At 44.4% G+C, this 25,121-nt stretch carries 13 protein-coding genes; 5 read left to right on the top strand and 8 right to left on the bottom strand.

Annotated features, from left to right (window positions below; genetic code table 11):
* Nucleotides 1–146: 146 nt before the first annotated feature.
* From GGE08_RS10330 to GGE08_RS10315, 4 genes are all read left to right on the top strand, one after another.
* The gene (locus GGE08_RS10330) at nt 147–443 is read left to right on the top strand and encodes a type II toxin-antitoxin system HigB family toxin (RefSeq protein ID WP_179384811.1); all 297 of its coding nucleotides are present in this window, start codon (nt 147–149) and stop codon (nt 441–443) included.
* A gap of 3 nt (nt 444–446) precedes the next feature.
* The gene (locus GGE08_RS10325) at nt 447–806 is read left to right on the top strand and encodes a type II toxin-antitoxin system HigA family antitoxin (protein ID WP_179384810.1); all 360 of its coding nucleotides are present in this window, start codon (nt 447–449) and stop codon (nt 804–806) included.
* Between the two features lie 583 nt (nt 807–1,389).
* A complete protein-coding gene (locus GGE08_RS10320; protein ID WP_179384809.1) occupies nt 1,390–4,515 on the top strand; it encodes a TonB-dependent receptor in 3,126 nt (1,041 codons plus the stop codon).
* A gap of 12 nt (nt 4,516–4,527) precedes the next feature.
* Nucleotides 4,528–6,192, top strand: a complete 1,665-nt coding sequence (locus GGE08_RS10315; RefSeq protein ID WP_179384808.1) for a RagB/SusD family nutrient uptake outer membrane protein — start codon at nt 4,528–4,530, stop codon at nt 6,190–6,192.
* Nucleotides 6,193–6,314: 122 nt separating this feature from the next.
* Here the strand turns inward: GGE08_RS10315 and GGE08_RS10310 are convergent, their stop codons facing one another.
* The 6 genes from GGE08_RS10310 to GGE08_RS10285 all read right to left on the bottom strand — a co-directional run bounded on the left by GGE08_RS10310 (nt 6,315) and on the right by GGE08_RS10285 (nt 13,908).
* A complete protein-coding gene (locus GGE08_RS10310; protein ID WP_179384807.1) occupies nt 6,315–7,001 on the bottom strand; it encodes a HupE/UreJ family protein in 687 nt (228 codons plus the stop codon).
* Nucleotides 7,002–8,018, bottom strand: coding sequence for a DUF4198 domain-containing protein (locus GGE08_RS10305; RefSeq protein WP_179384806.1), 1,017 nt, complete (start codon nt 8,016–8,018; stop codon nt 7,002–7,004).
* Between the two features lie 137 nt (nt 8,019–8,155).
* Nucleotides 8,156–10,648: a M1 family metallopeptidase gene (locus tag GGE08_RS10300; RefSeq protein WP_257024001.1), complete on the bottom strand. Its 2,493-nt coding sequence runs from the start codon at nt 10,646–10,648 to the stop codon at nt 8,156–8,158.
* Nucleotides 10,649–10,808: 160 nt separating this feature from the next.
* A complete protein-coding gene (locus tag GGE08_RS10295) occupies nt 10,809–11,573 on the bottom strand; it encodes a hypothetical protein (protein ID WP_179384804.1) in 765 nt (254 codons plus the stop codon).
* Between the two features lie 366 nt (nt 11,574–11,939).
* Nucleotides 11,940–12,641 (bottom strand): response regulator transcription factor, encoded by a 702-nt coding sequence (locus GGE08_RS10290; RefSeq protein ID WP_179384803.1) that lies wholly within the window; start codon nt 12,639–12,641, stop codon nt 11,940–11,942.
* Nucleotides 12,625–13,908 carry a cell wall metabolism sensor histidine kinase WalK gene (locus GGE08_RS10285; RefSeq protein ID WP_179384802.1) on the bottom strand — a complete coding sequence of 428 codons (1,284 nt, stop codon included), beginning with the start codon at nt 13,906–13,908 and terminating at the stop codon, nt 12,625–12,627. The genes GGE08_RS10290 and GGE08_RS10285 overlap by 17 nt, the downstream gene beginning before the upstream one ends.
* 273 nt (nt 13,909–14,181) lie before the next feature.
* Here GGE08_RS10285 and GGE08_RS10280 point away from each other — a divergent pair, with 273 nt between their 5' ends.
* Entirely contained in the window at nt 14,182–14,925 is a 744-nt protein-coding gene (locus GGE08_RS10280; protein WP_179384801.1) for a tyrosine-protein phosphatase, read from the top strand.
* 132 nt (nt 14,926–15,057) lie between these two features.
* On the opposite strand, the gene GGE08_RS16110 is transcribed toward GGE08_RS10280, so the two are convergent.
* Entirely contained in the window at nt 15,058–23,868 is an 8,811-nt protein-coding gene (locus tag GGE08_RS16110) for a PKD domain-containing protein (RefSeq protein ID WP_257024000.1), read from the bottom strand.
* Nucleotides 23,869–24,215: 347 nt separating this feature from the next.
* The gene (locus GGE08_RS10260; RefSeq protein ID WP_179384800.1) at nt 24,216–25,118 is read right to left on the bottom strand and encodes a hypothetical protein; all 903 of its coding nucleotides are present in this window, start codon (nt 25,116–25,118) and stop codon (nt 24,216–24,218) included.
* Nucleotides 25,119–25,121: the final 3 nt, after the last annotated feature.

Raw genomic sequence — 25,121 nt, 5'->3', positions numbered from 1 at the left:
TAGAAACCTAGATTTGTTTTTGATAGAACTCATCAATTTTTTTCTAAGTTCTTCAAAATGGAATAGCAATAAAATTACATATTTGGATATATTATTTCATTTAATGTTATTTTTTGTTATCTTTGATTTAAAATCTTGTCGGCAAAGTGCACATCATTTCATTTAAAAAGCTAAAAAGCTATTTCTCGAAAGAGACGAATGCTAGAGTGGCCTTGCAAGATTGGTATAAACGAACAAAGAAAGCTGAATGGAGAAGTTTTGCCGATTTAAAAAACACCTTTAACTCTGCTGACAATGTTGGGAATAATAGATATGTATTCAACATTAAAGGAAACCACTATCGAATTGTTGCCATAGTGTTATTTCAAGTAGGACGAGTTTATATACGGTGGGTTGGCAACCACAAAGACTATAACAGATTAAAGAATATTGACAAATTATAGGTTATGAGTACCATATCACATAAACAGTATGTAGAAGCTAATCTTAGATTGGAGGAACTATTGAAGGAAGTTGATAATAACACGCCTAAAGATTCTCCATTGTCCAAAGAACTCATTGAGGTTAGCGATATTATTGAGCAATATGAGGAAATCCATTTTCCAATAGGTTTACCTACCTTACAGGAAATGATAGAATTGCGTATGTTCGAAATGGGCCTAAAGCGAAAAGATTTGGCCGCTCTTCTAAATACTAGTGCATCCAGAATCAGCGATTATTTGAACGGAAAAAGAGAAATCACATTAAAAGTAGCCAAAGCTTTGCATCAAAAACTGAACATAGACAGTGATATTATCCTTCAATAATTGGGGTTATGGAAAACAAAATACTACCAAAAGAAAACAAAGGTTTTCACCTATTTTCCACCTCGAACGCCCCTACCCCAATGTTTACGGGCATTGTAACATACTGCATCGGAAAATAACTCCTTTAATCAATTCCTTTGGAAGTAAAACTACAACGGGTAACAACAACAACACGAAAGCTCAACTTATACCCTGGTAAGCATTAGGTAAAATAGCCAACTAAAATTCTACTATTTTTTCCAGAAAAGGGAGTGAAAATTTGAGTTTTCTGGGCTTCGTTTAAACCCTTAAAACGGTAGTAATGCATTCAACAATACACACCAAATTGTGATGTTTAACAAAAAATTAGTATTGTGCGGATTATGCACCATATTAACACTATCCTTGAGCCATATCACCAAATTAAATTTAATATTTTGAATTATTTATATTAAATATTCTTAATTAGCTATATTATCATCAAATCGTGAACGCTTTTTTTGCATTTCTTTTATTAAATCATCGTTGTTTTTTAAGACCGTTTCATTGGAATTGTTTTTAAAAAGGGTCATTTTAGCGGTTGACTAATTCAAAAATCATTCTAATGAAGACAAAAACAAATGCAGTTTTGCTACTGCTTTTTATGTTGTTTGTGCAGGCTACGTTTGCACAAAGTAGGACAATCTCGGGGACGGTTACCTCCGCCTCCGATGGTCTGCCACTACCCGGTGCAAATGTTATTGTGAAGGGCACTTCAAATGGTGTGCAGACAGATTTCGATGGAAATTATTCCATCTCTGCCAGTAATGGACAAACCTTGGTTTTTTCATATCTGGGGCTTAAAACCAAAGAAATTGCAGTTGGGTCACAATCTGTGATCAATGTAACCCTTGAAGAGGATGCCCAGGCACTCGAAGAGGTTATTGTTACTGCTTATGGTACCAGTACCAAGGAGGCCTTTACCGGTTCCGCCAGTGTTGTTGGAGCAGAAGAGCTATCCATTAGGAACGTGACCTCTCCTATTGCCGCCATTGAAGGTCGTGCCACAGGGGTACAGTTTACCTCGGCAACTGGTCCCGGTTCTTCTCCCGGTATTGTAATCCGTGGTGTGGGTACGTTGAACGGTGACACCGATCCGTTGTTCATCGTTGACGGGGTGCAGTACGAAGGTGCACTGAACACCATCAACCAAGAGGATATCGAGTCCTTTACCATCCTTAAAGATGCCGCTTCCACTTCTCTGTACGGTTCCCGTGCAGCGAACGGAGTGGTGATCATCACCACTAAAAGTGGTAGAAAAGGCGGTATCCAAGTAAATGCTTCCATGCAGTACGGATTGGTGGACACGTCCATTCCTTTTTATCCAGAACTTTCCCCTGGCGATTATTACGAGACCATGTGGGAAGCTTTGAAGAATTCAAGTGCCGGAGGCGGTGATCCTGCTTTCGCATCTGCGAATATCTACAACAACTTGGGATACAACCCTTTCAATGTACCTAACGACCAGATTGTGGGTACGGATGGACAGTTGAACCCCAATGCAAGCGTTATCTACCAAAGTCTTGACTGGTACGATTTGTTGGCTAGAACTGGTGTGCGCCAGAACTATAACGTAAACGTTTCCGGTGGTGGTGAAGACCACAAAGTATTCTTCTCCGCATCCTATTTGGATGAGGACAGCTACGTAGTAACATCCAACTTTGATCGTTTGACCACGCGTTTGAACGCAGAGTTCGATGTGAACGATAAATTGACCATTGGTGGTAGTGCCAACATCACCATTACCGAGGCTGTAGCACCAAGTTCGGCTGGTACTGGAAGTATTGTGAACCCATTTGGTTTTGCCAAGAACATTGGTTCCGTTTATCCTGTTTACGTAAACGACCTCCAAGGTAATATCGTGAGGGATGTACAAGGAAACCCTGTCTTTGATAGCGGTGAAGGCTTCCCAGAATTTAATATTGGGTCAAGACCTATTAGCCAAGGGCGTCACGCGCTACAAGAGTTGTTGTTGAACGATGAGCGCAGCAGAAACAATACCTATGGTTTCCGTTTCTTTGCAGAGCAAGAGATTATTGACGGTCTTAGCGTACGATTGAACTACGGTAGGGACATCAATGAACTTCTTAATAAAGAGTATGAAAATGCCGTAATCGGTGATGCACAGCCTGACGGTAGATATGGCGAAGATCGAAGTAGAAGACAAGTGGAGAACTTTAACCAGATCATCACTTACAGGAAGAGCTTCGGTGATCACAACTTAGACATTACCGCAGGACACGAAAGTTTTGATAGAACTTTCACCTCAAATAGCGGTTTGAAAACCATTCAAGCGGCCAACGGTATTTTTGAGTTTGATAACTTCTCTAATATTGTGGATTTGGGAGGTTCTTCGACAAGAAAAAGTATCGAAGGGTATTTCTCAAGGCTGAACTATAACTACAAAAACAAATACTACATCAGTGGTTCCGTTCGTCGTGATGGTTCTTCCGTATTTGATGCTGATACAAGATGGGGTACCTTCTACTCTGTAGGTGGTTCTTGGAGAATTGACCAAGAAAACTTCTTGAAAGGTTCTGAAGTGGTCAACCAATTGAAATTGAGAGCTTCTTACGGTGAGGTAGGTAACGATGACCTATTGGATTTCTTCCTTTCGCAGCCAAGATTCTCCATTACTTCCAACGCAGCCAATCCTGCCATTATCTACACGGATATAGGTAACTCGGATTTGCAATGGGAGACCATCGAGAACTTTGATGTTGCCTTGGAGTTCACTTTGTTCAACAACTTCTTGGACGGTTCCGTGGAATACTATAAGAGAAACTCCTCCGACCTTTTGTACAACTTGCCTATTGCACCAAGTAATGGTCTGAACGAGGTTCCCGTGAACGTTGGGGACATGTACAACTCAGGTTGGGAGATGGCTTTGACCGCCAATCTGTTTAGCAGACCGGACTTCAGATGGAACGTGACCTTGCAGGCCTCGACCTTCAAGAACGAGATCACCAGCTTGCCTTCTCCATTTGTGAACGGTTCCAAGCGTTGGGATGTTGGACGTTCAAGGTTTGATTTCTTTATTTTGAGAACTGCCGGTGTAGATCCAGAAACTGGAGACCAGTTGTTCCTCCAGTATGAGTTGGATGACAACGGTAACAGTGTTCCCGTGTTGGATGCCAATGGCGAGATCGCCACAACAAACGATTGGCAAGAAACCGAGCGTGCCTATACAGGTGAGAGCTCTATTCCTGATGTATTGGGATCTATTGCCAACAGTATCAGCTACAAAGGATTTTCCTTTGATTTCTTGATCAACTACGGTATCGGTGGTAGCGTATTGGACAATGCGTACTCAGCTATGATGCACAGTGGAAACTATGGTAGCTCTTTGCACCCTGACATTTTAAGGGCGTGGAGACAACCCGGTGACATTACCGATGTTCCACGTATGGAAAACGGTAACCCTAACTTGGTAAGGACACAGTCCGATCGTTTCTTGACAGATGCCTCATTCTGGGCATTGCGTAACGTGAACTTGGGCTATACCTTCGACAGCAAGATCGCCAACCAACTTGGCCTTGACCAATTGAGGATTTCCCTTACCGGTGAAAACCTTTACACCAAGAGTGAACGAAAAGGACTCAACCCACAGTTCAACTTGGCGGGTACTGGTGCAGGTAACGACTTTAACCCTGCCCGTATCATCTCAATGGGGCTGAACGTAACTTTTTAAAAAAATCAAATGATGTTAAGAAAAATAAATCTAATGTTACTGGCTTTCCTAGGGATCGCCATAACTTCATGCGACGACGACTTTTTGGAAACAACGCCTACGGACGCCATTTCAGCTTCCGATGCGTTGGCCAACGAGGACAACATGCAGCTGATATTGAACGGGCTGCACCGTGGACTATATTCACAGTCACAGACCATATTCCCTGGTGGAAACACAGCTAGGGCAAACAACCACTACTGGGTACCGCTTGGCGATAACCTTTCCGGAGGTTTGATCCACTCCGCCAATGCCAACAACTTGGGTTGGAGAACGGAGATGCAGTGGAACTCACATACGGATCAGACGTCATTGACCTGCGAATTGTTGTGGTACCACAGGTACAACATCATCTTGGGGGCCAACCTATTGATCAACAGAGGAACCGACGGAACCTTGGTGGAGTCACCACAGTTGAACGAGATTTTGGGACAGGCCTACACCTATAGGGCCTACGCCTATCTTTCTTTGGTGCAGCATTATGCCAAGGGTTACTTGATCGGTAATCCTGCAAGCGACCCAGGTGTACCATTATTGTTCTCTTCGGAGTCTCCCTTCACCAGTGAGCCAAGATCTACCGTTCAGGAGATCTATGACCAAATCGAGGCTGACCTAGCTGCTGCCATCGATCGTTTCGAAGAAGGTACGGGAAGACCGAGCGGTGGACCTGAGACCAAGTCCCAATTGAACATCAACGTGGCCTACGGTCTTTTGGCCCGTACAGCACTATCCAAAGGTGACTGGCAAACTGCTGCCGATGCCGCCGTTATGGCACGTCAGGGCTTTCCTTTGATGGGCGAGGACGATTGGAAGTCCGGTTTTAACTCCAACAACCTTTCTGAGGTCATTTGGGGAAGCAATGTGATTGCTGCGGAGACCACCTTCTTCCGTTCTTATTTCTATTTGGCAAGTAACACCTTTAATGGTAGCCAAATCAGGAACAATCCAAAGATTGCCGATAGAAGATTGGTGGATGCCATTCCAGCTACGGATTACAGAAGGGATGTATTCCTTCCAGATGCGCCGAACACCAACAGTTCTGCCGCCAACAACCAAGGAGGTCTTGACCCAGAAACAGGTCTACCAAGAGACCCAAATTATGCAAATGATTTGGAAGGGTTTAATGAGAGAAGAGCAGAAATCAATGCTACTTACGGTATCACCAACTCATTCAACCAGCACCCGTATATGCACTTTAAGTTGAAAAATGCCAATCCTGGATCTATCGATCCCGATGACGTAATCTACATGCGTACTTCTGAGATGTACTTGATCGAGGCGGAGGCCAAGGCGATGTTGAACGACATTCCAGGTGCACAGGAAGCTTTGAGACCTTTGGGCGAAGAGCGTGACAGCGCTTACGACGTCACCATCTACAACACCCAAGAGTCCATGATGGATCACATCAAGTTCCAGAGAAGATTGGAATTGTGGGGCGAAGGTTTCGGCTACACGGACAAAATCCGATGGGATGAAGGAATCGACCACGCTGCAGACGGAGGTTCCGGAGCATCGGCCGTACTTTACCAAGAGGCGTACCAAGTAGAGCGTCCATCGGTGAACGATGATTGGATCTTCAAGATCCCACAAGCGGAGTTGGATGCCAACCCGAACTTGTCACCATCAGACCAGAACTAATTTAGTTCCGGTAGTTAATACGAAAGAGGCCCCTTACTTCAGTGAGGGGCCTTTTTTCTTTCTGTTCATTTTATCTATCGGTAACTCAACCTGTTTAAAGGAATTAATGATAGACCGCTTTGTCAATGGGAATGGGTGAAAAACAAATATAGCTGATAGGCAAACAAGCCAATACCGGCAATCATCAAATACACATTGGACGCCTTGTAAAAAGCTGCATAACTTGTTTTTCCCTTCCAGCTGTTGATGAGTAAAATAATAGGTATGAGTGCTGCAATCTGTCCCAATTCAACACCAACGTTAAAACTGATGATCTTTAAAAGTATTTGGTCTTGGCCCATATCAAAAGATTGCAATCTTGTGGACAATCCCAACCCATGGATAAGTCCAAACAAAAAAACCATTCCCAATAAATTGGGAGATTTAATGCCCAGCTTACCAAATCCATCCAAGTTTTCAAAACCTTTGTACAGCACACTCAATGCGATTACGGCATCAATTGCATATTCATTGACCTGAATACCAAGGTAGGTTCCTCCCAACAAGGTAATACTATGCCCAATGGTAAATACGGTTATGAACTTTACGATATCCCGAAATCCCTTCAAAAAAAAGATGACACCTGCCAAAAATAACAGATGGTCATATCCAGTAAGCATGTGTTTAGCTCCTACCCAAACATAGGAAAGCAATCCACCATCGTTCAAAATTTGCTGATCACCGGAACTTACATCGTGGGCCAACAATATGGATGGAAACAACAAAAGACCCAGAAGCAGTAGCGGTTTAACCTTAAAAAATCCGAACATTTACTTCTTCACATTTTTGAAATACAGGAAAAGACCAGCTATCACCACCAAACTGACCAACCAGAAGACGTAGGATGGAAAACCTTGCTCCTCTTCGTGGGCATGTCCATGCTCGCTTGCGGAATGGGCATCATGTTCGGCACTATGTCCCGAACCCACTGCAAAAGTGAGCGTGGCCCAGTTGGACTCGTGGGTCAGCCCCTCCTCTTCGGATTGGACCATGTAGATGGTTCTTAAATGCCAGATTCCTTCGGAGGCAATTGTAAACTCCAAAATACCGGTATCATCGGTTCGAAGCTGAAGTCCCGAGTTATGATCATGGTCTGCTGTCTCTCCACTTTCATGGTTATGGGGCTCACCACCATCATGGCTGTGCTCAATAGCAGTGGATTCCCCAGTTGTTTGTGAACCGATAATGACCAATTGATTAGCCAAAGGTTTCCCGCCATAGAGTAATTTGACTTTTAAAGAGTGACCCGCGTGCAAATCGTAGGGATTTTCCAGCGGTATAAACTCAATGGGATACCCGAGTTCGGTGTTCCAATCTTCGGATAGGCTATCCCCTACCTGAAAAATGGTCTTGACATGCTTGGAATATTTTTCAACAGCATCCTCTTCAAGTGCCCCATTATTTTTTCGCCATTCCAACATATCCACAACGCCATCATGTTCCAAATAATCATTGAACGATTTCGCATCCAATGCAATGTTCCGTGGGGCGGTCGAAACCCCAGCCACCCAAGTTCCGGGACTCCCTGTGGTAAAATTCAAAAAAGTGATGCTATCTCTTTCGGTCCATTGGGTCGAGTCGACTTGGATGCGTTGGCCATTGCCCACCAAACTTACATCCAACATGCGGTTCCTATCGATTACATTTTCACTTTTTTCAAAAGTGCCATTAAATAATTGGATTGTGGCTTGCGTATTTGGCTCCAGAAAATAATTGTCCAATTTCAAGAACATGTCATGGCTACAAAATAGCAGAATAGCTCCTATACCCCAAAAGACCTTTTTCATTCTAATTTTGATTTTAATGTATTCGAGGTTGAATATAATCCCTTACCTCCTATTTCAATAAAAGTTTATGATAAAAAAAAGCAAAATCATGCTTTGGGGGCTAAAACAATTCTGAATATTGAAGCAAAACCGAATCTCTAATTCCCGGTCATTTTTGTAAACCGGTAAAGATCATCCGTAGCCTGTAACAATTTTCCCTTTAGGGAAGGTTCCAATTCCTGATGCTCCCCAAGATATGATTCCACCATCTGATAGGCTTCTGGAGACTGATATTGACCAACTGTTGCCGACAACCAACGCTTCGGAAAGAAAATATCACCTGTTTTTTGTATTTCTTCTAATAAATCGAGTGCCAATGGAAGTTGTGCAATCGCCGTTTTTTGCCGCAGTGGATGGTGCAAATAGCCACAGGCCGTCACCACCCAGGATTCTTTCTCACGGTTCTTGGGATTCTCAAAGGATTCAAAAAAATATGCCCTTACCTCTTGGTCCGAATTTACCGCAGGCATTAAAAATTCAAAACGCTCTATTTTATCGGGATTGTCCAATTCGCCCTTGGCCCTTTCCAAAATGGTCGTTGCCAGTTCGTGGTCATACACGGAAAGTAATAGTGCCATTTCGGTAAAATCGTCCTTGTTAAGCCTCAGTCCAGGAATTTTTTGATCTTTGTTCCAAACAGCGTATAGACGCTCCATTCCATTTTTGGAATAGGCCAAATCCTTCCAAAGTTCAAACAGGTTTTTTTTGATGTTGGGTTGGTATCTATCTTTAAACAGCTCGTTCCAAAGGAGCGCTTCCACCTCCGACTGTGCCGCAACCCGTTGCTCTTGGGTAAAGAAGTTCCAGAACAAGTGGCTTGCCTGCCCACTGATGATACCATGTACAAATTCGTTTGGCTCGTTCAGGACACCGTTCATAAATACATCAAAAGCCAAAATGGGATCCAGTTTTGCCGATAGGGCGTTTTCAAACGTATTCAAATAGGCATAGGCACGGGCCACCTCATCAGATAGCTTGGCAATGGCGCCCAAATGGTCTGTATCGATAGGAAAAAGTCCGTACCCAAAGGCATCGGAATTATAAATAATCGTCTTGGGTTTAGGGAGTCCTTTGGCCAAATTCACCTCCACGCTACGATCTGAAATAACTACAGGAATGGTTCTGGTGCTATCGGGATAGACCAAGGTAATCTCAAAGGACTGTGGCCATAGCTTATCGCTCCCATCTTCTGCCTGTTGTGAAATGGTAAACTTCGAAATTTTTCCATTTTGATAACTGATCTCATCGGTTAAGATGGACCTTCCGGATTGATTTACCCATACCTCGCTCCAAGCTTTAAGGTCGGTCGGATTTTTTTCATCTAAAATATCGACCAAATCGTTCCAAGTGGCATTCCCGTAAGCATAGGTTTTGATGTACTCCCGAATACCATCACGAAACGCTTTCTCCCCTATGGTCGCCTCCAGTTGGCGCATCATAATGGGTGCTTTGTTATAAATAATGCCACCGTATAAACTTCCGGCATTTTTGAGGTTGTCCAAATCCTGTCTGATGGGATTGGTACCTCGGGTTCTGTCCTCTCCATACGCTCCACGGTAATGGGACATCATAAATTGCAGCTTATGGTTAATGTTGGGAAAGGCGGGATTAACGATTTTGTCGGCCATAAAATTGGCAAAAACCTCTTTCATCCAAACATCGTTGAACCAATCCATCGTAACCATGTCCCCGAACCACATGTGAGAGGTTTCATGTGCAATGAGCTTGGCACTTCCCATGAGCCTTCGTTCCGTAGCGCTTTCGTCCAAAAAAATGGAACCTTGACGGTATTGGATGGCCCCGACATGCTCCATTCCCCCATATTGAAACCCCGGAATGGCTGCGAAGTCCAATTTCTTGAACGGAAAGTCGAATTGGGTGTAATCCTTTAAAAAATCGATGGACCGTTGGTGGAGGTCAAATATTCTAGGGAGACTATAGGCTATTTTGGCGGAATCCGTTTCACGATAAAGCAGGGTCATATCAAACTGTCCCGGGTTTTCGGTGACCGATTCAAACTTTCCGGCCACCATGGAAAACAGATAGGTGCTCATTGGGTCACTGGTCTCAAAGGCATAATGCACTTTATCACCTTGTAAAGTACGTTTCTGCAATGGGGCTCCACAGAGTACCGCCCAATCTGATGGCGCTGTAATATCCAGAACATATTTCGCCTTGATGTTGGGTTGGTCAAAACATGGGAACAAGGTGCTAGCCCTATCCGGAACCAACAAGGTATAGAGATAGTCCTCATTTCGGTTCAATGAAAGTTCTCCGGCATGGAAGGAGATTTTGATGGTATTGGGACCTTTTTTCACTCCCTTCGCAATGATAATGTGTTCCTTTTGATGGTCAATTTCTTGGGATTCCCCATTCACTTGAATGCTTTTCAACAGAGAGGCATCTGCATTAAAATCAAGATACAAGGGCTGTGACAAGTCATTGATTTCGAGCTCCAATTCCAGGATCGAGGGTATCGGCTCTTCCTTTTCCGAAGGAATATCAAAAGACAGATGGTAAACCACGTTGGACACTTGGCCTTTTCTGTATTCGGCCATCTGCAGCGGAATACCTTCGGCTAAAACATCCATTTTGGGATGGGATTCGCATGCAATGATAAAGATACACCCGATTAACTTAAAAAGATGTTTCGGCCTCATAAAAGGTTGGTTGGATTATGCACCGAAAAGGTACCGATTTTAAGCGTTGTAAGCAATTGAATTTATGTAGATGAGGCAATGTCTAAAAAAACTATTCCCTTACCACATAATTTACCATGTCCACCCCTGTATTTCCTGTTTGAGGATTGTAGGCATAGACCGTGATTTGGTAATATCCAGCTTCGGAAACGGTCATAGCACCCTTAAAAGTGTTTTGGGTTGGGTTGGTGAGCTGGACTTCCCCTATGGTTTCGCCATCCTTTTTCACTATGGCCTTCACCTCCATAAGGTTGGAGTCCCAAATACCCTCAGCTTCAATGGGGCAACCGCACATCATTACAATATGGGCCTCAATGGGCAAACCTGATTGGGGTATCGATTCCAACGCTATGTATTGGTGGGTATTGGGCTTTAGGATATCTACCACAAATCCGGGGATTTCAAGAATGATTCCGTCACCTAAAATGTCTTTACCCGGAATCAGCCAAAGTTCCGTGCTTGCCTGTATCCGTGCATTTTTCTTATGTACGGGAGAAAGGACTTCTACGCGAACCAAGGTAGGCTCTTCAATATCAACCACCGCCAAGAAACCCGCTGTGTTTTCATCGCTCAATTGCGTGTAGCGTTCGTGGGCACTTTTCATAATCAAATTAGTATTGCCTGTTGACCCCGTGGTATTGCCCTCGGCCAGTATTTCACCATTCAATGTATTCCGGACGATGACATGTGCTCCCCCAATGGAACTTCCCACAAACTTGGCGTCTTTGGCCTTGGCGCGCACCATCAGCTTGGTTTCTGTTGCGAATGCGTTTATGGATAACAAGAGTAAGGCTAGTAAGAGGATTGATTTTTTCATTTTGCATCATTTTCAATCCTAAAAATAAGGCTTTTTAGCCCAAAATGGGGACTTGGTAAAAATTCCAGCTAATGAGAACTGCCTTTGTCGTGTAGCCGCTGAAGTTCTATACTGGCGGCTTGGATTAGTAGTTTGAGGTGCGTAGCGTCTTTTTTGGGGCAGGATTGCCCAAGATGGAACTTTGCGCTTTCGATCAATCTTTGACAATACGAAATCTGTTCTTGCAAGGGACACTTACAAATGGTTTGGGCGTATAATTGGTCCAATTGCCGTAACGAGGGTGTTTGCGTATGTTTTTTAAAAAACTTAATCATCGGGGAGTTGATTTGCGAACAAAGACCTCAAAAATCGAGCCAGAACAGTTGTCTACTCCCCTTCCACCCGAAGCATGAATCCTCTGCGGCTTACGTTCACAATGCTCAATTTAGGATCTTGCGAAAGATGTTTACGCAAATGTGAGATAAATACGTTGAGGCTTTTTTTATTGAAGTAATCATTTTTGTCCCACACGGTGGTCAAGATTTCCTTGTGGGTACAAAGCTGGTTTTTATTTTTGGCCAAAAGCGCCAATAAATCAAATTCTTTACCTGTCAATTTAATAGGTTGCCCCTTAAAACTGAGTTCAAAATTCTCCATGTTGAGGATATAATCGCCTATTTCGTATTGGGAAACCTGTACCTCTTCATTTTCAGGGTTCACCAATCTGGCCAAAAGGGCATTGATACGCACGACCAATTCCTCCTCGTCGATGGGTTTTTTCAAATAGTCCACCGCTCCCAAAGAAAAGCCCTTAAGGACATCTATTTTCATGGAACGAGCGGTCAAGAAAATAAAAGGTAGGTTGGGATTGATTCCCTTTATTTTTTGGGAGAGCTCAAAACCATCCATATCGGGGAGCATCACATCCAATATGGCCAAATCAAATAGGTTGGTCTTTGTTTTTTGTATGGCTTCTGATGCGTCTTTGGCCCAAGTAACCGCAAAACCCTTCATCCCTAGATACTCGGAAAGCAAGTAGCCCAAGGAATTATCATCCTCCACCAAAATCAATTTATATTTTTTCTCCATGTTTTGTCAGTTTAAGGGATAGGGTAAATGTGGTGCCCTGTCCAGGTTCACTCTGTACCTGAATGGTACCACGGTGCATTTTAATAATTTTTTGAACGTAGTACAGCCCCAAGCCATAGCCTTTCACTTTGTGTACATCTCCATTTTTGATTCTAAAGTATTTCCTGAAAATCTTTTTGATATCCTCTTTGGCAATACCTTGACCATTATCTGCTATACTGATAAAAAGATGTCCTTTTTGCTTGTAGGCCTTAAGTTTTACTTGGGGGTCATCGGAATATTTCTTGGCATTTTCCAATAAATTGGCCACTACATTTTCCAAATGGAATTTTTCCGCCTTAATGATGTAGGGGCCATTTTCCAATTCAAATTCAAAATCGATGCCTTCATGTTCAGCCAATAATGCAAAACCATTACAGATACGTTCCAGTTCGGGCTTAAAATCGATTTCCTGAAACTGCAGCAGTTTTTTGCCCGATTCCATACTGGCCAGTTCCAGCACCTTGTCAATATGCTTTTTGAGCCTATCGGATTCTGTTCGAATCAATTCGACCACCGCCTTTTTGTTTTCGGGCATGTCCTGTTCCAAAATCTTGGTCGCCAATCCAATGGAAAAAACTGGGGTTTTAAGTTCATGGGTCAGGTTATTGATAAAATCGTTGGTGGTGGTATTGATACTGCGCTGCAGATAAAATGATTTGAGGACCCAAATGACCACCACAATAATCATCAAAAGGAATAATAGCCCGGGAATTATAAGCCCTCGTATCTGCCCTAAAAAGTAGTTGTTCAGGTCTTCAAAACCAATTTCGAGGATAATTTCCTTTTTCAACAGTTCTGGCAAATACCCCCGTACTTTTATCGGATAGGTGAGGTTTTTCTCTGCCCTGAGATGGGGTTTAATCGAGCTTACATAGGTAATGGAATCCCTAGAGTACAAAGTGTAGGTGAAAGGAGCATCGATTCCCGAGACATTCAATTGATAGGATATATAATCGTTCAGATAATATTGGGAGGCTTTTTGGAGGCTATCGAGCCCGATCTTGACCTCCGAGGTATCCTTTCGTATGGCATTGCCCAAGGTGTAGGTCAGCGAGTTGACTTCGGATAGTTCACTGTTGATGTTTTCCCTGGCCTTATCTATTTTATCCGAAAACTGGGCTTTTGCCAAACCAAGGCCCACACGCAAATATTGGTATTGTACCACCAATAGCCCAATAACGGCAATCACAAAAACTAGTACATAGAGGTTCCTCTTGGTCAGCATACCGCTAAATAAACAAAAATATACCAGCTAATTACCCAATGGTTAACCCTATTAATCTTTCATTAACCTTTTTGATCTTTTATTAGTCGCAGTGTGAACAACGAAACCTTATCTTAGTCCTGAGTTTAGTTAAAACATATAGAAGTAGTGAATCCATCAAACCGACCTCCAAAGGTTGGTTTTTTGGTTTAGGCTATCTTAGTGTCCCAATTTGGTATGGATAGGGTTGTTCAAGTCTGCATATCCCTTATCTTTGAAGTCCAAATTTTATACATGTTCCATATTTTTCAGAAAAAGGAATTCCTTGTGGATCACTTACATGGGTTGGTAGATATCCACAACCACATTTTGCCCGGAATTGACGATGGTGCAAAAACGGTGGAGGATTCCATATCCTTAATCAAAGGCTTCTCTGAAATCGGGATTGCTTCGTTTGTGTGCACTCCCCACATTATGCACAATGTTTACGACAACACCCCTAAGACTATAAAAGCGTCTTATGACACGCTAAGTAAAGAATTAAGTTCGCGTTCCATATTGGATATTAATTTATCATATGCCGCTGAGCATATGATTGACGATAATTTTGAGCATATCTTGGAGGAAGAAGAGGTTATGCCCTTAGGAAAGGACCATTTGCTCGTAGAAATGTCTTACTTACAACCTTCCTTTAATTTTGATATTGCCGTTGAAAAAGTAAAAAAGAAAGGGATATTTCCCATCTTGGCTCATCCAGAGCGGTACATGTACTTTCATGGTAAGTACGGAAAATATCCTTCCTTAAAGGCTGATGGTGTTTTGTTCCAACTCAATTTACTTTCATTAAGCTCGGAAGCGTACGGTGGTGGAGTACAAAAAACGGCCAAAAAGTTACTGGATGATGGCCTTATCGATTTTGTTGGAAGTGATATTCACAATATAAGGCAGCTTACCTTGTTAAAAGAGGTAAAAGTGTCCAAGAAGGCAATTCAACAGTTACTTCCAATAATCGATGGTACCATTCGGACCTTTTATTGAATTCAAATTCCGAATTGGTAAATAGCAATGTACCATCAATACCTTTAATTAACTTTAAAGAAAAATAGCGCCCTTTTGCAAAGGCGCTATTATAATTTTTATTATTTGACTATTACACTATTCGATACAGAACTATTTTCTGACAATTAACTGTTTGAAGTATATCCTGCCATCTATAGTCATCATTTTCAGATGATATACTCCCGATTGTAAACTATGGATAGGAAAGCTATATCTACTCCTTCCTTCCATAAAATTTGATGGTAAGAATCTACGTACCAACTGTCCTGATGAATTGAAAAACATCAAATCTCGCAGCTCAGCATCCTCATTAATGGCCGTCAATATGATATTTGTTGTACCTGGATTCGGGAATAGAATAATGTCAAAAGGAACAGTGTTTCCATTACTATTGGATTGAGTTTCCACTTCCCGTTGCGAATCAACCGTATCCAAGGAAGCCCCTTTGGCACCCAAACCTGCAACAACAGAAAAGCTAATCGTCAATGGCTGCCCCAAGACCCCGCTACTTGCCGTACCACCGTTATAGGCCGTGGCCGTCAGCGTATAGTCCCCCAAGGGAAGGTTTTCCTCATTATAGTTGCCCGATATATCTCCGAAAAGCGCATACGGTGCTACGCCTTCACGGCGGGAAACAGTAAGCGGGCCCGCCAATTGAAGTAATACACTGCCCGGTCCTCCCAAAGTGTTCGCACGGACATTGAGCGACTGCCCGCCCATGGGGCCGAGGTCCAGCTGCTGGCCATTGGAAAGGATCAAGAGGTCCGTGTCCGTGGACGCATCGACCAAGGTGAAGCTTACCACGCCCTCACTGATGGGCCCCGTCACGTTTATGGTGACCGTATCCGTATCGGTCTGCCCATCGGCATCGGTAACCGTCAGAACCGCACTGTAGATGCCCACATCGGCATAGTTGTGCATAGGGTCGGCCTCGTTGGAGATGGCACTGCCGTCACCGAAGTTCCATTGGTAACTGCTTATCCCCACATCGTCCAACGAATTGCTGCCCGTGAACTGTACCTCCAATGGGGCATCGCCTTCCAATTGGTCCGCTTGGGCCAATGCCGAAGGGGGGGCGCTTAACGGAATGGTGACCGTGATGGTGACCGTATCGGTATCCTGTTGCCCGTCACCATCGGTAACGGTGAGCACTGCACTGTAACTACCTGCGTTGGTATAGGTGTGGGCAGGGTCCGCTTCACTCGAGACCGCACTGCCGTCACCAAAATCCCACTGATAACTGCTTATCCCTACATCGTCCAATGAATTGCTGCCCGTGAAGTTCACTGTCAAGGGTGCTTCGCCCGATTCCACATCGGCCGTTGCAACTGCGGTGGGAGCTCCACCCGCGCCGGTCACCACCGAGAAATTGATCGTCAAGGACTGCCCCATGACCCCGCTGCTCGAAGTACCCCCGTTATAGGCTGTGGCCGTTAAGGTATAATTACCCAAGGGAAGATCTTGTTCACTATAGTTGCCCGATGAGTCCCCGAACAGTGCGTAAGGTGCTACGCCTTCACGACGGGAAACGGTCACTGGGCCCGTCAATTCCAAAAGTACACTGCCCGGTCCTCCCAAAGTGTTGGCACGAACGTTGAGCGACTGCCCGCCCGTGGGACCAAGATCCAGCTGCTGGCCATCGGAAAGGGTCAAGAGGTCCATGTCCGTGGATGCATCCACAAGGGTAAAGCTTACCACGCCCTCACTGATGGGCCCCGTCACGTTTATGGTGACCGTATCCGTATCGGTCTGGCCATCGGCATCGGTAACCGTCAGAACCGCATTGTACGTGCCAACATTGGCATAGGTATGGACAGGGTCGGCATCGGTCGAGACCGAACTGCCGTCACCAAAATCCCATTGGTAACTGCTTATCCCAACATCGTCCAATGAATTGCTGCCCGTGAATTGTACCTCCAATGGGGCATCGCCTTCCAATTGGTCCGCTTGGGCCAATGCCGAAGGAGGATCGCTTAACGGAATGGTGACCGTGATGGTGACCGTGTCGGTATCCTGTTGCCCGTCACCATCGGTAACGGTGAGGACGGCACTGTAATTACCAGCGTTGGTATAGGTGTGGGCAGGGTCCACCTCGGTCGAGACCGCACTACCGTCACCAAAGTCCCATTGATAACTGCTTATCCCGGTATCGTCAATGGAATTGCTGCCCGTGAAATTCACTGTCAAGGGAGCTTCCCCCGATTCCACATCGGCCGTTGCAACTGCGGTGGGAGCTCCACCCGCGCCGGTCACCACCGAGAAATTGATCGTCAAGGACTGCCCCATGACCCCGCTGCTCGAAGTACCCCCGTTATAGGCCGTGGCCGTCAGCGTATAGTCTCCCAAGGGAAGGTTTTCCTCATTATAGTTGCCCGATGAGTCCCCGAACAATGCGTAAGGTGTCACTCCTTCACGACGGGAAACGGTCACTGGGCCCGTCAATTCCAAAAGTACACTGCCCGGTCCTCCCAAAGTGTTGGCACGAACGTTGAGCGACTGACCGCCCGTAGGGCCAAGGTCCAGCTGCTGGCCATCGGAAAGGGTCAAGAGGTCCATGTCCGTGGATGCATCCACAAGGGTAAAGCTTACCACGCCCTCACTGATGGGCCCCGTCACGTTTATGGTGACCGTATCCGTATCGGTCTGCCCATCGGCATCGGTAACCGTCAGAACCGCATTGTACGTGCCAACATTGGCATAGGTATGGACAGGGTCGGCCTCGTTCGAGACCGAACTGCCGTCACCAAAATCCCACTGATAACTGCTTACCCCAACATCATCCAACGAATTGCTGCCCGTGAATTGTACCTCCAATGGAGCATCGCCAGATGTTATATCGGCAGAAGCATTTGCGGTAGGAACCCCGCTACTTCCAACTTGACCAACGTACCATATGAAGTCAACAGTTTCGGTACCTCCAGGATTTCCGTTATCGGTTACGGTAACGGATACGTTATATGGACTATTGTCCGCTGCCCCTGAACCTCCCATACTACCTCCCTGTTGTGATTCGGGAAGGTCTGTGAGATTGTCGGGGTTGTAATTAAAGCCATATTGGTCAACCTTGTACAAAGCAAAACGATCTATAGCATGCCCAGAGGAGCGTTCGGAGATTTCCATGGTGTAGGTGCCAGAATTTACAAACCATATATAAATTCCATGGGGATCATTGTCGCTGGTCCTTGCTTGCCAATCGTAAACTTCCGAAGAACCACCACTACGGTATATTTTGAAGTAACCGTTACTGCTTGACCCTTCTGGAGTCGTCGCTGTTGTAATCCTTGATGTTCCCCTTGGAAAGACGATATCCGTCTGGGAACCTTGGAGGTTAGCAATTATGGCAGCCTCGTTGCCAGGGTTGCCCGCCGATTCGTCAAAACCAAAAAACCAGACATCGTCGTTGTTCGGAAATCTCAACCAGTTGTCGTTTTCGTCCGTTGAGCTACCTCCCGAATAAAAACTTCTCCAATTGAATCGATACACCCCTGCTTGTTCAATGTTGATTTCATAAGGTATGGTAGACCCGTTCTGACCACTAAAACTGTTATTATTGGCGATAATACCTATTTCCCCGTCCAAGGTGGTCAAATCCCATCCAGCGGTGCTGCCAGATTCGGCCTCCACGATTACCAATCCGTTTTCTTCGTTGAATGCTGTTCCTCCATCACTTACCATACCACCGTCAATAGTACCCGAAATAACTCCTGTATTTTCGTTAATGGTCAAGTTGGGTGGTAATCCAGTGGCACTATAACTCAGGGTGTTGGTACTGGTCGCTTGAATTTGTAAGGAAACTATATCTCCCTCATTATTATTTTGATCACCCGGGTTAGTCACGGAAAACACCGAACCCGGATTATTACTAAGCGCAATACTTGCCGTATTCGAATTGCCATACTCAATAATCAAATTTGCTGTTTTTACCTGACTATTTTCATTTAATGAAACGGTAATTGTGTGGGTTTGATTTGGACCAAGAAAAACATTGGTTAAGTCCCCGGAATCAATATTGAAGTCCGAAGCGTTGGCCCCAGTGATTTCCATAGATCGAACAAATACCCCTACGTTTCCATCTATTACCGATAGGTCAATTGGTACGATTTGGTCACTCTCGAAAACTACACTTTCCGGAACCTGTATCACACTAGACTGACTTGGAGTTCCTACAGGGGAATCCACTCCCAAAAACTCCATGTTTTTTTGGTTCCCACCACCCCTACTTGGTGATCCTGCCAAGATATGTACCCCAGGACCAGATACTATAGCTTGGGTTCCATGTCTTTCATGGTTTAAGTCAGGCAGTCGGGTCCATGAAGATAAAACTGGGTCATATTCTTCGGTAATCTTCAAGGCATCGTCGGTCAATACACCATAAACCACCTCATCTTCAACCTCGCCTCCTATAACAACCAATTTGTCATTAAAATTGACCGTGGCGGCTCCGCCCCGGGGGGTTGGAATATTTTGTTCACTAGGTAAGGTGCTCCAAGTTTCATTTATAAAATCGTATACATCCACCTCGGCTATGGTTGGCGCCCAAACCCCGCCAGCGCCTCCGGATAGTCTCCCTCCTGCAGCATATAACTTATCACCAATGACCACAGCTGAAAAATGATCCCTTGCCCTAGGTGCATCGGTCAATGTTGTCCATGTTCCATTGGATGGGTCGTATACATCGAACCAGGGCACATATCCCCCATCGTGTCCATCCGTATTTCCTCCAACGATATAAAATTTATCTTGGTAGACTGCTAATCCGGCGGAACCTCTACGTCGGTTTTCAGGTATTTCGGGCCCTTGAATCCATTCTTGGCTGGCGGGGTCGAACATCCATATAAATTCAGCAGGAACCTCGTTGGGAAATACATTTGTCTGAAAAGACCCAATTACCCAAATAAGACCTTTATATTCGGTAGCTTGGAAATGGTTGAATTCCATTGGAGCTGAGTTGGCCAGCGATGTCCAAGTATTTGTTGTATAATCATAAATATCAATGGTCTGAGAATTTTCACGACCTCCCATGAGATAAAATTTGTCTCCTGCCTGTACGAAGGAGTTTTCATGTCGCGCTGTATAGTTCAAATCCTCATTTTTATCCGTCCAAAGGTATTCTCCTTCAATACTCCATTGAAAACTAATGACCATTGCATCCTGGGAGCTACTATCATTGTCATCGATGGTTATCGTTACGGTATAGGGACTGCCTTGCGCCGCGATTGCCTCCACTGTGCCTCCAATTTGTCCGTTGGTAGGTTCAATAAAAAGTCCAGGCGGCAATCCCTCAGCTGAATAGGTAAGGTTACCATCGCCTCCATTGGCATCTACAATCAAACTTCCGTTGAGCTGCTCCCCAAGACCGCTCATTTGGTCTGGTATATCAAATACGTAGATAGGAGTGTCGCTATCCGCTACATCCAAAATTTCAATTCCGTTAACTAGGGGGTTCTCTATGGCTCCATGCAAAAATTCGATATCAATGGCTCCATCGTTTATTTTTACGATACGACTTACTACGGCCCCCGTCGCATGGCCATATGCAGCAGACAGATCAATATCTTTTAAGAGTGGTAAGTCAATTCCTTCTATGAGCACATCAAAAATACGATCTCCTGGCTGGGATGTTCCTGAATAGCCGTTGCCCATATAGAGTCTTATTTCATAATTGCCATTGCTGGGAACTGGAAAGGAATAGGTCATATTAGGAACTCCACCGGTTGTGTCAAACCGTTCTGTATTGAATATGCCCAAAGGGGCAACATTGGCATCGACAGTAGGATGCAGATTGGTAATGCCGCCCACATAGGAGCTGTTTGATCCTGGTTCTGACAAATAGGGAGAGTTATTCGAGGTCTGGTCCGCACCCCATGCGATACCGCCGTCAATAGAGGCTATGGTAGGTCCACCTGAATTCACCCTATACAACACAATACCTTCTTCTATAACGGTAACGTTAAATGATGTTTCCACAAACAGCGACCCATTATCTGTGGCCCTGACGGTAATCGTGCTTTGTGCCGCAGTGGATGGGAATGAAACAGTTAGTGTATTCCCTACTATGCTCGCTCCAATCTCAGGGTTTGTGTTGTTCATTAAAGCATAATCAAGGTTTTCAACTCCCTGATTGTCATCAAAAACAGTGTTCAAATCAATGATTTCATCGGAAGATCCAACAATTTTTTCCAGATCTGATATTTCTTGTGCCACGATAGGTGAGCTTCCACTGATATTCAGAAAGTCCCAGCTGCCCTCCAGTTCCACCCCTTCGGTATTTGATGTTCCTATGAGCCCTAGCGCTAAATCGGTTCCTTGGTTTTGAATGGCTTCCAGTATCGTGCCCTCTGCGGTCAATTCACCTATTGCAACAGGACTTGCGCCATCTATCTGATACTCAAAATTTACAGTTCCGCTGGCTGGGTCTACCACAAAATGAAATAGAATTCCGCTTTCAGGGCGATCAGATTCTGCTATGGTGACTGAAATCGGTGTGCCAGGAATGTCATTTACCTCTTGGAGGACAACAAACCCATTGGTATTGACTACAAATTTGATATAATTGGATTGTGTTCCATCTCCAATGAAAAAGCCTAGTTCTCCGTTGGTCGCTGCTGTGTTTCCATATAAGCGCGAGGCTCCAGTGAATCCTACCATGCCTCCGGTAACTCGGAAAACTCCTGTGGAAGCATCTACTTGGGCACCATACTGTAGTCCTTTTTCCTGTGTGTTCGCAGTTCCCAATGCCGTCCCGGATGTCATGTGCATCGTAACAATGCCTGGTGCTCCGCCCATAACATCGTTGGGGTTGGGGTCGTTGGGATCATCCCGCCTATCTGTAAAATTCAGCCAGTTTCCGTCTCCCATTCCGTTGTTCATAAAACCTGTGAGTCCCAAGCCAAGATAGCCGCCCAACCCTTGTTGATAATTAAAAAAGTCGTTGGCTACGGGCAAGCTAAAGGCATCGCTTCCGTTTGTGCTGGGGTCACCCAGTTGAAAAGGGTCCTCCACATCGGGAATACCGTCGAAGTCGTCATCGGGGTCGTTCAAATCGGAAACCAATGTCCCGCCTTGCAGACTATCAAAATCCGAGGGTTGGGACCCCCCATTACAGATATCGGTACCATTGTCAATTTCATCTTGATTGGAATAGCCATCAAAATCATTATCAGCAGTGGGTTGATACCCTGGACTACCTGGCAAAATACATTCCACAAAGTCCAAAGGTTCAAAAACCTGTATATTACCGCTCAAATCCCCAGTCCAAATGGTTCCTGGGAAAATTTCATCGTCATCGGTTGTGGCAATTCCCAAGATATATCCTTTGGTCCCAGACAAAAAACTTTGGTTTAGACTTTCCAATTGGCCGTTAGCGGTCAGCTGTACTCTTCTTATATTTCCATTGCTGGCGGTTGCCAATAAATCCCCTTGCATGGCCCCGTTAAAGTTAGATGCTCGGTATTCTGCAATTCCATTGGTATTTGTACCCCACACGGCTATTTCGCCATCCAAGGGTCCATCGGGATTGTCCTCATCGGGTCCGCGCCAGTCGCCTTCAACTACATTGGCCAATTCCAAAGGAACTGGAGGCCAATCTGCGGGAAGGGCAATAGCGGGGTTACTCGTATATCCACTGCCGGGTGAACTTGGGTCATAAATCTGGGTCCTAAAAACAGCACCCGCATTTCCATCTCCCGGGGCAGTGTACAAACCTGCTCCCGAAGGATTTGCCCTTACAGGATTGGGATGCCCTCCATAATATTGGCCAAATACATAGGAAGACAAGTCCGTGGTGACCAATTGCAGATGATCTTTATTGTTGATATGTTCACCGCCAGAATAGGATTGACTTCCAGGCTCGTTTGGGTCGTAGTCATTATTAACGTTGGCAGTACCTTCATTTACAGGAAAACCGCCCCATCCCCCATTGGCGCCATTGTCGGTTACATATAGGGCACCCGATTTGGTCACAACCAAATCATAAGCATTCCGGTATCCTGGCGAAAGTATTTTAACAGGTCCATTTGGCACCACTTTGGCCTGATTCAAGCCATCATTACCCCCCCAAGGGTCGTTAACGTCTATACCGTCGTATCCCGGAGCATCTGGGTCGGTAATGCCATTGGCATTCGGACGTGTGGGGTCATCAAGTGTTGGTAAATCATAGATATACTTCCGTCCGTTGTCCAATTGAACAGGTAAACCATTGATAGCATCAAGATCTATAGCCAAAACAGCGGCAGCAAGTGCGTATTCGGTGGAAAATACAAAGTTAACTGAAGGTCCTCCACCATTGGTATGTCCGCCCTGTGCGACCAATAAATAGGGTTTACCTCCAATAGTAACCAAATCCAATCCATTTGTGGCGTGATTCTCCTCTGATCTAGGCAAGCCTCGAACAATGTCCACTACATCCCATGCACTACCAGTCCAACTAAACCTTGTAATGACCCCCGAATTGGTATCCAAATCCACATCACCATTTCCTCCTCCCGAACCGGCACCGATTCGTACATCACTGGAAGACACATAAAAAACAGGGTTTTGGGCCGATCCTGTAACCACTATTCCAATGGTTTCCCGGTTATTGCACTGAAAAAAACTTCCGCTACAGGCCGTACCGTCATCATCATGGTTCACGATGCCTTGAATATCATCCAATACTTCCACATCGGTTACTTGATAATCGTTGGTTCCGTTTCGTTCGATGGTAAAAATGTTCACTTTCCCATGGAGTGAAGTCACATAGAGTCGGTTATCGGGTCCGAACATCATGCCGGTCACGCCACCGCTTAAGTTCTGATTACCATTATAATCGAGCAAAGTTTGTGAAAAACTCACCTGTGCTGACAGGGAAGGTCCGTAAATCAATAGGAATAAAAGGCAAAGGAATCCCACGAACCTATGCACTGTGGAGTAGTGTTCTTTCATTTTAGTGTTGGTTTGGTTAAAGAAGTGTATTGCGTAAAGCGGAGAGAAATACCCCCCAAATATTTTGATGTTTCATATCCTTATGAACTATTATTCGGGGAACACTACGAAGATATATCACGGGCGTGAGCCTACACGATCGGAAGAAGGCAATTAGACCAAATACCATAAAGATCGATGAACTTCATGCCGAAGCACAAGCCTATCAATCAATGGTTTAGGGTTTGTAAAGGTATTCGTGTTAAACTGAGGAAACAGCGTGAGTTTTGTCTTTAAATTACTTCTCGGAGAGGTTAATGATCTTATAAATAAGTAACGCTGTTAACCCAACACATAATAGAAAATCTTTAAACAGATTGTTGGTTTAGAAAATTGGGATTGTTACCAATGGGTATAGTCAAGTTTTCGTTTACGCTCGCCTTTTGCTCTGTAAACACTTTCTTCCTTTCCTTGAGCTTCCTTTCCTTTTCGACCAAAATACCATTTTCGTTTACATTGATCAAGGTTAGCTCATATTCCGATGATTCGGAGGTTTTTACCAAATTGACTAAATACACTGTCTCGTTTTGATTCAAGATGCGATCAATGAACTCCATATATTGGTCATCATCCGTTCTCAATAAATCTTCATGAATGTACCACGAGTCCACTTTGGAAATATACTTGTCACTAAAGCGTTTCACAAAATGATCGCTGTTGAGCACCAAAAACTGATTGTTCTCCCCATTACGTTCTTCAAGAAGGGAAATCATCGACTTTAATTTTTTAACTTCCATGGTATTGTTGTATACCAAAACGGAAGAGTTCTTAATATGCTTTGATACTTTTAAGGTAATGTATTTGTAGGTATATCGGGATATGGCCAACGCGCTAAAACTCAAAATACTATGGACAATAATGATGGACAGGGGCACCATCAAATCCTTTTCCATAAAAAGTTTTCCATTGACAACCACTAAGATAATGGTCAGAATATTGGCCAAACAAATAGCGTTAAAAATGCTATACACCTCACGTACGGTATCATACTTTACATAACCTTTATAAATACCGATAAACAGGAAAATTAAAGAGGTAAGCGCAACAATAATGGGCAATTGAATCAACATTCCATGTTTCCAAATATCCGGAAGGATAAGGGAGCACAGAAAGTAGGAAAGTACAAAAGATACACTGGTCAACAGTATATCGATTATAAAAACTAACCGTACGGGGAACATTTTATTGATGCGAAGATTGTTCTTGGTCATAAC

This window comes from Allomuricauda sp. ARW1Y1 (assembly GCF_013407935.1).
GTDB lineage: Bacteria > Bacteroidota > Bacteroidia > Flavobacteriales > Flavobacteriaceae > Flagellimonas.
Note: the sequence above shows the minus strand (reverse complement) of the source record. Positions and strands in the feature narration are given on the sequence as shown.